The organism is Microbacterium sp. (genome assembly GCF_043427715.1).
GTDB lineage: Bacteria > Actinomycetota > Actinomycetes > Actinomycetales > Microbacteriaceae > Microbacterium.
Genome location: NZ_JBHWTD010000127.1, coordinates 1 through 10,884, shown reverse-complemented (window position 1 = coordinate 10,884; position 10,884 = coordinate 1). Strand labels below are relative to the sequence as shown.

Here is a 10,884-nt window from a genome sequence, read left to right as displayed (position 1 = left end):
CCCTGCGCTTCTGTGTCACTCAGTGGGTCACACCTCCGCCATCCGGCGGCGGTGTGCGACGCGGTGGCCCATCCACAGGGCGATCGCGATGAGGCCGGCGATGATGACACCGAAGATCCACGGCATCAGCACCGGGGTGAGGCTCGAGGTCCCGGCCGCGAGCTCCGTCGTTCCGTCAGCGATCTCCGAGTTGCCGGCGCTGAGGCGGTCGGTGCCGTCAGCGAGGGTCGTCGCGCCGTCGGAGAGGGTCGTCGACCCTGCGGCGAGCTCGCCCGCACCGGCAGACAGCTGGCCGAGACCCGACTTCAGGTCGCCCGCGCCCTTGGAGAGCTTCTGGGTGCCCTCGGCGAGCGATCCTGCGCCGACCTGGAGCGATCCCGCTCCCGCGGCGAGGTTTTGCGCACCGGAGAGGAGGCGCAGCGAGCCGTCCGCGAGGCGGTAGGTGCCACCCGAGATGGTCCAGACGCCGTCGCGCAGTTCGCCTGCCTTGAGGGCAAGACGCTCGCCACCGGCGGCGAGGGCGTCGGTCTTCTTGTCGAGCGTCTTCACGCCCTTCGACAGCTCGCCGGCGCCGGCGGCGACCTTGCCCACACCCTCCGCGAGGGCTCCCGATCCTGCCTTGATGGTGCCCAGGCCTGCAGCCAGCTCGCCCGACTTCGACGCGGCGGTGCCGAGGCCGGATGCCAAGGTGGTCGAGCCCGCCTCGAGGGAGCCGAGTCCGGTCGCCAGCGAGGTGGAGCCGGCCTTGACCTGTCCGACACCTGCGACCAGGTCACCCGATCCGGCTTTGATGGTGCCGAGGCCTGCGGCCAGCTTGCCCGACTCCGTCGCTGCGGTGCCGAGACCTGCGGCGAGGTTGGAGGAACCGATCTTCAGGGTCTCGAGGCCCGCGGAAAGCTGACCCGCACCCTTGTCTGTGTCCGCAGCGCCTGCTGCGACGAGGTTCGCCCCGGGAAGCAGCTCCTCTTGAACCTTCTTCAGGAGCCCCGAAGTACCAGCGCGGACGTCGCCGACGCCGACATTCACCTTTGTCGCGCCCTCAGCGACCTTCAGGGAGTTGGCGGCGAGCGCCTGGAGCTTCGCCTTGAAGATGGGGTCCGTTTCGATGGCCTCGAGTCCGACGATGGCTTGGTGGAGAGCAGACGCACCCTGGGCCAGGTCCTCGGCGCCGGCAGCGAGCGGCTTCGAGCTCTCAATCGCGCCCGCGACGCCCACTTCCACGCTCTTCACTCCGGCGGCTACGGACGCGGCTCCGGCGGAGAGCTTCGCGGTTCCGGTCTTCAGCTCAGCGGCACCCGCAGCTGCGTTCGACGCGCCCTGCGCCACGGCGCCCGCGCCGTCGGAGGCGCCCTTGATGCCCGCGGCAAGCTGGCCCGCTCCGGCGGACGCGTTGCCGATTCCGGCGTCGAGCTTGGTGGCCCCGTCGGCGACCTTCGTCACACCCTGGTCGAGAGCGCCGGCGCCGGCCGAGGCCGACTTGGCGCCCTCGGCGACCTTGCTGGCCCCGTCCGACGCGCCCTTGAGTCCCTCAGCGAGCTGGCCAGCGCCGTCGGACGCGGTGCCGATGCCCGCATCGAGCGTCTTGGCCCCGTCGCCGGCGGACTTGGCGCCTTCGGCGAGCGTGCTCGCCCCGGCGTCGAGCTGACCGATGCCGGCCTTGGCGGCGCCGATGCCCTCGGAGACGTCGCCTGCGCCGTCGGCGAGGAGCGTCGAGCCTGCGGCCGCCTTGCTGGCGCCGTCACGGAGCTTGATCACGCCATCGCGGTTCGACACGGTGCCGTCGGCGAGAGTCTGTGCGCCGGTGGCGAGCTTGGTCGCCCCCTCTGCGAGGCTTCCCGCGCCGACAGCTGCCGACTCTGCGCCGTCTGCGAGGGTGGTGGCACCCTTCGACGCGCTGGTAGCGCCTTCGTTCAGGGTCGTCGCGCCGTCGGAGAGCTTGCTCGCGCCGGCGGAGAGAGCGGACGCGCCCTCGGCGACATCCTGCGACCCCGTGCGCGCGGACGCGGCGCCGGCGTCGAGTCGTCCCGCGCCGTCATTCAGCTTGGCTGCGGTGAGGAAATAGAACGTCGTCATGGCGATGAGAAGCACCGCGAGCACGGCGACGGTGACTTTCATCCCCACGCCGTGTACGTGGGTCTGTGATCTCGACATTGAGGTCTCCAAAGGACGGTCCGCGACGCCGCGGACGGTGCTGTCGATCGGGCGGTGCGCCCTCTCGTTCCCCCGAGGTGCGCCGCCCGCGATCACCTGCGATCGCGCGCGGATGTATCCCCCGAGCGGCTCGACGGTAACAGCCGATCGCCGCCCAGACGTCCGCGCCGACAAACTCTGACGCGTGGAACCAAGTCTCAGAACTCTGACGCCGAGTATCTTTGTCGATAGGAAACAAAGAACACGCGCTCGCCTCGGTCGAATGTTGCTTTGTGTGGGAGCGTGTTGTAACGTGTGGCTCACTCGAGGAGGACCACATGTACGCAACGGAGCGGCAGCAGCTCATCGCGCAGCTCATCGCCTCCGACGGCCGCGTCGGTGTCGTCGAACTCGCTGAGCGATTCGGCGTGACGACCGAGACCGTCCGGCGTGACCTGGCAGCACTCGAACGCGGCGGCATCCTCCGACGCGTGCACGGCGGGGCCGTCAGCCGCTCCCGTGCCAGCACCGCCGAGCCTTCGCTCGCCGAGCGGTCGGCACGTCGAGGGATCGTCAAGCAGAAGATCGCCGACGCCGCGCTCGCGCTGCTCGGGGACCAGCTCGACGGCGCGTTGTATCTGGATGCCGGAACGACGGCGGCCGCCATCGCCCAGCTCGTGGCGGCCGGCGGACACGCCCGGCCCGGACTCGAAGTGGTCACGCATTCGATGACGGTCGCGCAGACCCTCGCCGGTGTCCCCGAGGTGGGCCTCACCGCGATCGGGGGGCGGGTTCGCGGTCTCACCGCGGCGGCCGTCGGCGCGCAGACGGTCGAGGCGATCGGGCATCTGCGTCCTGACATCGCCTTCATCGGCACGAACGGTGTCGCCGCCGGCTTCGGTCTCAGTACGCCCGATCCGGACGAAGCGGCAGTCAAACGCGCTGTCGTGGCCTCGGCGCGACGCGTTGTCGTGGTCGCCGATTCGGAGAAGTTCGACGCCGAGTTGCTCGTGTCGTTCGCTCCGCTGTCAGACGTGGACGTGCTGATCAGCGACGCCGAGCCCGCGGGCGAGCTCGCGGACGCACTCGACGACGCCGGTGTGGAGGTTCTCGTCGCATGATCGTGACCGTCACCACGAATCCGTCCCTCGACCGGACCGTCTTTCTCCAGGCGACGCTCCAGGTCGGCGAGGTGCAGACGGCGACAGGCTCGCGCGAAGACGCCGGCGGAAAGGGCATCAACGTCGCCCGCGTCATCGGGGCCGCCGGTGTGCCCACCGTCGCCGTCGTGCCGCTCGACTCGGCGGACCCCTTCGCCGCGGCGCTTCGGAGCGCGGATCTGCCTGTTCGCGCGGTCCCGGTCGCGGGCACGGTCCGCTCCAACATCACCATCGCCGATGCCGCGGGCGTGACGACCAAGATAAACCTCCCCGGTCTCAGCCTCGCCGCATCGGATGCCGCTGCGCTGACGGCTGCGGTCGTCGACGCGTCCGAGGGAGCGGACTGGCTCGTGCTCGCGGGTTCCCTCGCTCCCGGCCTCCCCGATGACTACTACGTTCAGCTCATCCGCGCCGTCCGGGAACGGTGGGGGGCCGGCTCACCCGCGATCGCCGTCGACACCTCCGGACCCGCGCTCCGCGCCGTTGTCGAGGACGGTCGTCCGGACCTGATCAAACCCAACGATGAGGAGCTGTCCGAGCTCATCACCACGGAGTGGGACACGACGGGGTCGCTGCCCGACACCGTTCGGCAGGCCGCCGCGTCGCTGGTCCCCGCCGCCGTGGGTGCGGCGCTCGTGACACTCGGCGGCGACGGCGCCGTCCTCGTGAGGGCCGACGGCGCCTGGCACGGGACGCCGCCGCCGACGACCGTGCGAAGCACTGTGGGAGCGGGTGACAGTTCCCTCGCCGGGTACCTCCTGGCTCTGACCGCCGGCGCAGGCCCCGAAGCGGCGCTGCGCGGCGCCATCCGCTACGGCTCCGCCGCGGCATCCCTCCCGGGCACCCAGCCGCCCACACCCGACGACCTGCCGAGCGGCGACGTGCCCGTTCGGCGACTCGACCAGATGAACAACCCGACCACTGGAGGTCACCGTGACTGAGATCATCACCGCGGAGCTCGTCAGCATCGACGAACCGCTCGGCGCCGATAAGCGCGCCGTCATCGAGGCGCTCGCCCAGCGCGTCGCCGCGCAGGGTCGCGCGGACGACGGCGCCCGGCTCGCCGCCGACGCCTGGGCGCGCGAGGAGAAGGACGAGACCGGACTCCCCGGAGGCATCGCGATCCCGCACGCCAAGAGCGCAGCCGTGACGCAGGCGTCCCTCGCATTCGCCCGCCTCGACCCTCCGGTCGACTTCGGCGCACCCGACGGGGGAGCGGACCTGGTCTTCCTCATCGCCGCGCCCGACACCGCCGCGGAGGAGCACCTCGCGGTTCTCTCGAAGCTCGCCCGAAGCCTCATGCGCGACGACTTCACCGCCGGGCTCCGACAGGCGACCACGAGGGAAGAGGTCCTCGAGATCGTCCGCGGTGCGATCGCGGACGAACCGGCACCGGCCACCGAAGACGCGGCGCCCACCAGCCGGCGTGAGGCGGCCGCTGCGGCATCCCGCAATGAAGGTGCCCTCACGATCGACGGGCGACCCGCCCGGATCGTCGCCGTCACCGCCTGTGCGACGGGCATCGCGCACACGTTCATGGCGGCCGACGCTCTCACGGCGAGCGGTGCGGCCGAAGGCGTCGACCTGGTGGTCGAGCCCCAGGGTTCGAGCGGGTACAAGGCGATCGATCAGCGCATCATCGATGAGGCGGACGCCGTCATCTTCGCCGTCGACGTGGATGTCCGCGAGCAGGCTAGGTTCGCGGGGAAGCCGGTCGTCCGCTCCGGCGTGAAGCGCGGCATCGAGCAGCCGGCGCAACTCATTGCGGAGGCTGTCGCCGCGGCATCCGACCCCACCGCGGCACGCGTGAGCGGCACCGCGGCCGCCACGTCCGCCGACGCTGCACCGCGGGCGTCCCTCGGCGGCAGCGTGAAGCGCGCCCTGCTCACCGGTGTGAGCTACATGATCCCGTTCGTCGCGGGCGGCGGTCTGCTCATCGCCCTCGGATTCCTGCTCGGTGGCTACAACGTCACCGACAACGCGCAGAACGTCGTGCTCAGCAACACGCTCTGGAACCTGCCGACCACCGACATCACCTCGTCACTGGGCCCCCTCGGGCAGTACCTCGGCTCCGTCGCGTTCGTCATCGGCAACGCGTCGATGGCGTTCCTCGTCCCCGCCCTCGCCGGCTACATCGCCTACGGGCTCGCCGACCGACCCGGCATCGCGCCGGGCTTCGTCGCCGGCTCTGTCGCGGGACTCATGGGTGCGGGCTTCATCGGCGGTATCGTCGGTGGCCTCCTCGCCGGGCTCGCCGGCTGGTGGCTCAACAGCCTCGACACCCCGCGTTGGCTGCGCGGTCTCATGCCGGTCGTGATCATCCCGCTCGTCGCGTCGATCTTCGCCTCCGGGCTCATGCTTCTCGTCCTCGGCGGCCCGATCGCCTGGCTCATGAGCGTTCTCACGACGTGGCTGAGCAGCCTCACCGGCACGGGCGTCATCATCCTCGGCGCCGTCCTCGGCCTCATGATGTGCTTCGACCTCGGTGGCCCGATCAACAAGGTCGCCTACGGCTTCGCGACGGCGAACCTCGCCGCCGGGATCGCCGGCGACGACCGGTACCTCCAGATCATGGCCGCCGTCATGGCAGCCGGTATGGTGCCGCCGCTGGCGATGGCACTCGCCTCGACCGTGCTCGGCCGGAAGCTCTTCACCGGTGCGGAGCGTGAGAATGGCAAGGCCGCGTGGCTGCTGGGCGCGGCCTTCATCTCCGAGGGGGCGATCCCGTTCGCCGCCGCGGACGTGTTCCGCGTGATCCCGGCCGCGTTGGTCGGCGGCGCCGTCACGGGCGCGCTGTCGATGTTCTTCGCGGTGACCGCGAAGGCCCCGCACGGTGGCGTGTTCGTGTTCTTCGCGATCGAGAACTTCTGGCTCTGGACGCTGTCCATCGCGGTCGGCACCCTCATCAGCGCGGTGCTCGTCGTGGTTCTGAAGCGCTTCGCGCGGCGGACGCCTGTCGCCGCGGACGTGTCCGCTGAACCCGTCACCGCATAGTCTCGATACACCTACTCAAGGAGGAACACCCATGGCCGAACGGACCGCAACCGTCGCGAGCAGCTCAGGTCTGCACGCCCGTCCCGCGAAGCTCTTCGTGCAGGCGGTCAAGGAGACCGGCGTGCCCGTCACGATCGCCGTCCAAGGGGGCCCGGACCTCAACGCCGGCAGCATCCTCACCCTCATGGGGCTGGGTGCCACCCAGGGCACGGTCGTCACGCTGAAGGCCGAGGGCGACGGCGCGGACGCCGCCCTCGACAGCCTGGTCGCATTCCTCGAGACGGATCACGACGCCGCCTGAACGATCAGACGCTGAACGACGGATGCCGCGGGGGAGAACCACGCGGCATCCGTCGTTCGTCGTCTCAGATGTCTGTGGCTTCGCCCGGTTCGAGGATCAGGAACTCCCCGTCGTTCTGCTCGGTCGCCCAGCGGAGCCGGTCGCGATGCATGTCGAGTCCGATGCGGGACAGTGTCATGTCGTGTGTGCCGAACGCCCGCCGTGGCCTGACGGCGAGCACATAGTCCATGGCGTCGCCGATCTTCAGCCAGGGCGCTCCGACGGGGGCGGCCAGCAAAGCGACGTCGCGGCCCTCCGGGACCGCATAGGAATCGCCGGGGTAGTAGAAGGCGTCGTTGACGAGGACGCCCACGTTGTCGATGACGGGGATGGACTCGTGGATAACGTTGTGGGTCCCGCCGAAGAACTCCAGCGTGAACGGGCCCACCTCGATCGTCTCGCCGGGGGAGACGACGGTGATCTCATGATCGGATGCCGCGGCCGCGACCCCTGCGGGGCCGAAGATCGGCGTGCCCGGCGCATCGGCCAGGATCGCGTCGAGCTGCTTCGGCGTCCAGTGGTCCGGGTGCTCGTGGGTGAGGACGACGGCCACGAGATCGGTCAGATCCGAGAGGGGAAGCGTGAACGAGCCCGGATCGATGATGAGGGTCTTTCCCTCGGTGTCCAGTCGCAGGCAGGCATGTTCGTGCTTCGTGACGCGCATGGTCCCAGTCAACCCAGCCGGCGCGCCGGGGGCAAGCGGCGCCCGATTTGGCGTCCACTCTCAGCCCATGGCATACTTAAACGGTTGCCTCCGGAAGCCGGAGAAAACGAAAAGTACGGCCCCATCGTATAGCGGCCTAGTACGCCGCCCTCTCACGGCGGTAACGCGGGTTCGAATCCCGCTGGGGTCACCAACACGAAGAAGCCCCCGAATCCCTTCAAACACAGGGATCGGGGGCTTCTTCGTATCTCGGCACCGGACTCCACGCTCCGGCTCGCACGCGGTTTTGGACACGTTTCGGACACGTAGGCTGCCGATCGTCCTCGGTAGAGTTCAAGCATGGCGACGAGTAGCGGGGGCGGAACAGGCAAGACCTACAAGAAGATGTGGGTTGAGACCAGTGCCGGAAGCACGCTTGCGCAGTCCCGCAGGGTGGAGGGTGCGAGCGCGCCGTTCGCTCGTAACGCGACGGGCATCAACGAGCAGGTCATCCTCCACGACAAGAAGCCCAAGACTCCGGGAAGCGGCGGGAACATCCTGACAGACCTCCTTACCGAGGTCGCGATCGCAGCAGCAGTCATGGGTGCTCAGGCATTCATCGACAAGGGCATCCCGGCGATCAAACAGAAGCTGGCAGATCGACGTGCGCAGAAGTTCGCGGCACCGAGTGCGCCAGAGCCCACGTCCGAGGTCGTCGTCGCTGAGCCCGAAGTGATGGAGCCGACCGGCACGGATGTCGCGAGTGTGGGCGCGGAGATCGACACACAGCAGTGGTATCAACTCTTCTTCGAAGCGGTTGCTCACGGCGCAGCAGGAAACGCACACCAGGCAATCAGTGCAGAACGGTGGGCGTTCCTCGCGTCGGCTCGCGTCACCGATGACGAGGAGACTCAGGCACTCGCGAGCGCCATGCGCGAACTCACTCCCGAGCAGCTTCGCGATCGACTCGATCGTGTACTGGAGCAACATCCCGAACTCGCGACCGAAGACCCTGCAACCGTGATGAGGCGGCTGTTCGGTGACGACGAGACACTACCGATGCCGATTCCCGTATCAGGTGTTGACGAATCCGCGCCGAGCGCACCGCTGACATTCGAGACCGCCAAGCCGGTTCTCGACGATGAGGACGAGTCCGACAAGGCGTAGTTGTTACTGCTCCCACATCGGGTCGTCGTACGCGACCGGTTTTGACGGCGGCAGGTGTGCCGAAGTCATCATCGAGCGCACCTTCCAGTCGAGTCGTTCCGCTACGTCGTCCAGATCGTCCTCGAAGAGGTCTGCATACACGTCGAGGGTGATGCTCGCTTTTTCGTGCCCGAGAGCGCGCTGGAGCGCCTTGACGTTGGCTCCTTCGGAGACCGCGAGGCTCGCGTAGGTGTGGCGGAGTTCGTGAGGTTCGATGTCGCCCAGCGGCTTCGGCGGGATGGCGTCTTCATCGAGCGCGACGCGCAGCACGTTCTCATCCATGATCGTCACGGCGGGGGAGAGCCACCCGTTGCGGAACGATGAGTTTCGCAGCCACGAGCGCGTGCGCACACCGACGAACTGGGGTTCCTGTTCGAGGACGCGAAGATGCTCGCGGAGAAGCTCGGACTGACGAGGGCGCTTGGCGATCTGGTTCTCCAGACGCTTGACGCGCTCAGGCACCTTGCTCACGCGCAGTTCCAACCCCTCGATCTGTGGGAGCCGGCTCAGCGCGCGCTCTGCGACCGCCAAGCGATCGTCGATCGGGTCGGTGGGCATCCCGGCAGCCGCACGCGCTTCGCGGTCATCCCGGAGCCCCCGGATGCGCTTCGACAGCGTCGCGCGCTGGTCGCGCACCTCGACGAGCCGAGCGTTCAAATCGACACCGCGCGCACGAACCCGCGCGAGTTCTGCGTTCTTGTCGTCGAGCAGCTTCAACTGCGCGCGGAGGGTCGAAGCGTCGGCATCCAGTTCGACCCGACGACGCGCGATGTGCGTCCTCAGTAGTTCCGCGACGAACTCGGGGATAGGCACTGACCGGGCTGCGTACGACTTCGGGACATCCTCGGTCTACTTCCCATCCACCTCGACGATCGTGTGGGCTACGTTGATGCGACGCTTGCGGAGGTCAATGTCTGCGATTCGGAGACCGTAAAGCTCGCTCCATCGCAGCCCCGTGTATGCGAGCACGAGCGCGACAAGTCCGTAGCCGTGTTCCTCGCCACGATTCGTTGCGTTGATCGCGGTGTAGAGATCGCCGACCTGCGCATGTGTGAGGTAGCGCTTCTGCTTCTTCGCGATCTTCGGCTGCGCGATCTTGCTCGCCGGGTTCGTGTGGATGCGGTTGTGGTCGACCGCGTAGCCGAGGACGCCGCGCAGCACCGAGACCGTCTTACGGATCGTCTCCGGCTCACCTTCGAGCGTCCGCACCCACTCGTTCACGTCGCCCTTGGTGAGATCACCGATGCGACGCTCCCCGAGGTCGGGGATGACGCGGATGCGGGCGATGCTGCGCACGCGGGATAGAGTCGAGCGCTTCGTTCCCTTGGTGTCAGCCTCACGCGCAGCGAGCCATTCCTCGGCTACGAAAGCGACGGTCGCGCGACCGAGTGTTGGATCGACGAAAGACCCCTGCGCGCGTCGCATCTCCATCTCAAGCTGGAATGCCTTCGCGGCAGGGCGGGTCGCGAAGCCGCCCTTCGCGCCCTGGGTGCGGTCGGGCTTCCAGAAGCGCACCTTGTAGCGAACGCCCTTGGCTGTTGAGTAGGTCGAGATGCCGCTTTTCGATTTCACGCTTGCATCATGGTCGGGACGGCACGGAATGGAATCGAGCGGCATCTCAGCACTGCCCGACCATGATGCAGATCGTCCGATTCCGATCAGGCGGACGGCTGTGTAGGTGAGCACCCGCAGCCGTCCGCCGCCTTCTCCTGGAGCATCATGCGCGCGACCCTGTACGTCGAGCACACAGTGCTGTACTTCCCCGGAACAGCGCCGGTTCACTGGCGATCCGAGATCGCCTCTGCGCTCGATCGCGCACGCTCGTGGTTTGACCTCGATGTTGTCCTCGTCGGTCGCGATCGTCTCGATCCTGCGTTGCACGACGCCGTTCACGAACTCTTCGCCGACCGGGTCATCTTCGGAGGAGCGCGGTCTCAGCACACATGCTTCGTCGGTGCCGTCGCCCTCGATCTGCGACCGCACCGAGTTCGTCACGCTTGGCTCCTCACAACCTCCCTCGCGGGACGCATTCCGACCGCGACGAGCGATTCGATCGACAAGATGAGGCTGTGGTCGCACATCCGCATCCTCCCCGTGCGTAGCGACGTAGTGACCCCGGTCAGCGCTGACGATCTCGAAGAGGTCTTCGCTGGCTTCGTGCGGTCAAAGGGCACCCTGTGACCCGGCGAAAGGCGGGGGAGCGTGTAATCGTCGAATGCTCGACGTTTCTCAGCCCGCTCTCCGACCACCTCGACGTGTTGTCGGATGCAGGGTCAAGTCCCAGGGAGTGGTGTAGTTCGGGTTCCTTCGATCTGTTGATGGTTCAGGCGGTGAGCTCGAGGGTGCTGTCGGTGTTCACCTCCTCCGTGCCGGTGTCGGCGACGAGGGTGAGCCTGCTCTTGGCGAGGATG

At 68.1% G+C, this 10,884-nt stretch carries 10 protein-coding genes and 1 tRNA gene; 7 read left to right on the top strand and 4 right to left on the bottom strand.

Annotated features, from left to right (window positions below):
• Positions 1-27: 27 nt before the first annotated feature.
• Positions 28-2,151, bottom strand: coding sequence for a hypothetical protein (locus tag ACHFGS_RS13615; protein ID WP_394289561.1), 2,124 nt, complete (start codon positions 2,149-2,151; stop codon positions 28-30).
• A gap of 317 nt (positions 2,152-2,468) precedes the next feature.
• Between ACHFGS_RS13615 and ACHFGS_RS13610 the strand changes: the two genes are divergently transcribed.
• From ACHFGS_RS13610 to ACHFGS_RS13595, 4 genes are read left to right on the top strand one after another with little or no spacing between them, the layout of a single operon-like run.
• Positions 2,469-3,251: a DeoR/GlpR family DNA-binding transcription regulator gene (locus ACHFGS_RS13610; RefSeq protein WP_394279459.1), complete on the top strand. Its 783-nt coding sequence runs from the start codon at positions 2,469-2,471 to the stop codon at positions 3,249-3,251.
• Positions 3,248-4,231 carry a 1-phosphofructokinase family hexose kinase gene (locus tag ACHFGS_RS13605; RefSeq protein ID WP_394279460.1) on the top strand — a complete coding sequence of 328 codons (984 nt, stop codon included), beginning with the start codon at positions 3,248-3,250 and terminating at the stop codon, positions 4,229-4,231. The genes ACHFGS_RS13610 and ACHFGS_RS13605 overlap by 4 nt, the downstream gene beginning before the upstream one ends.
• Positions 4,224-6,284, top strand: a complete 2,061-nt coding sequence (locus tag ACHFGS_RS13600; protein ID WP_394279461.1) for a fructose-specific PTS transporter subunit EIIC — start codon at positions 4,224-4,226, stop codon at positions 6,282-6,284. The genes ACHFGS_RS13605 and ACHFGS_RS13600 overlap by 8 nt, the downstream gene beginning before the upstream one ends.
• A 31-nt stretch (positions 6,285-6,315) precedes the next feature.
• Positions 6,316-6,585: an HPr family phosphocarrier protein gene (locus ACHFGS_RS13595; RefSeq protein ID WP_394279462.1), complete on the top strand. Its 270-nt coding sequence runs from the start codon at positions 6,316-6,318 to the stop codon at positions 6,583-6,585.
• Between the two features lie 64 nt (positions 6,586-6,649).
• Here ACHFGS_RS13595 and ACHFGS_RS13590 read toward each other — a convergent pair whose 3' ends face one another.
• Positions 6,650-7,288 carry an MBL fold metallo-hydrolase gene (locus tag ACHFGS_RS13590; RefSeq protein WP_394289560.1) on the bottom strand — a complete coding sequence of 213 codons (639 nt, stop codon included), beginning with the start codon at positions 7,286-7,288 and terminating at the stop codon, positions 6,650-6,652.
• Between the two features lie 117 nt (positions 7,289-7,405).
• Here ACHFGS_RS13590 and ACHFGS_RS13585 point away from each other — a divergent pair.
• A tRNA-Glu gene (locus tag ACHFGS_RS13585) sits at positions 7,406-7,481 on the top strand.
• A 146-nt stretch (positions 7,482-7,627) separates the two neighbouring features.
• Positions 7,628-8,434 (top strand): hypothetical protein, encoded by an 807-nt coding sequence (locus ACHFGS_RS13580; protein ID WP_394289559.1) that lies wholly within the window; start codon positions 7,628-7,630, stop codon positions 8,432-8,434.
• A 3-nt stretch (positions 8,435-8,437) separates the two neighbouring features.
• Here ACHFGS_RS13580 and ACHFGS_RS13575 read toward each other — a convergent pair whose 3' ends face one another.
• Complete coding sequence (locus ACHFGS_RS13575; RefSeq protein WP_394289558.1) at positions 8,438-9,286, bottom strand: tyrosine-type recombinase/integrase; 849 nt, start codon at positions 9,284-9,286, stop codon at positions 8,438-8,440.
• A gap of 36 nt (positions 9,287-9,322) precedes the next feature.
• Positions 9,323-10,045, bottom strand: coding sequence for a tyrosine-type recombinase/integrase (locus ACHFGS_RS13570; protein WP_394289557.1), 723 nt, complete (start codon positions 10,043-10,045; stop codon positions 9,323-9,325).
• Positions 10,046-10,650: 605 nt separating this feature from the next.
• Between ACHFGS_RS13570 and ACHFGS_RS13565 the strand changes: the two genes are divergently transcribed.
• Positions 10,651-10,884: hypothetical protein (locus tag ACHFGS_RS13565; protein WP_394289556.1), on the top strand; the 234-nt coding region annotated here is incomplete at its 3' end.

What these genes read in the sequence shown, in the direction of transcription:
- ACHFGS_RS13610 (WP_394279459.1), top strand. Translation starts at nt 2,469, where the DNA reads ATGTACGCAACGGAGCGGCAGCAGCTCATCGCGCAGCTCATCGCCTCC.
- ACHFGS_RS13595 (WP_394279462.1), top strand. Translation starts at nt 6,316, where the DNA reads ATGGCCGAACGGACCGCAACCGTCGCGAGCAGCTCAGGTCTGCACGCC.
- ACHFGS_RS13590 (WP_394289560.1), bottom strand. Translation starts at nt 7,288, where the DNA reads ATGCGCGTCACGAAGCACGAACATGCCTGCCTGCGACTGGACACCGAG.
- ACHFGS_RS13605 (WP_394279460.1), top strand. Translation starts at nt 3,248, where the DNA reads ATGATCGTGACCGTCACCACGAATCCGTCCCTCGACCGGACCGTCTTT.
- ACHFGS_RS13580 (WP_394289559.1), top strand. Translation starts at nt 7,628, where the DNA reads ATGGCGACGAGTAGCGGGGGCGGAACAGGCAAGACCTACAAGAAGATG.
- ACHFGS_RS13615 (WP_394289561.1), bottom strand. Translation starts at nt 2,151, where the DNA reads ATGTCGAGATCACAGACCCACGTACACGGCGTGGGGATGAAAGTCACC.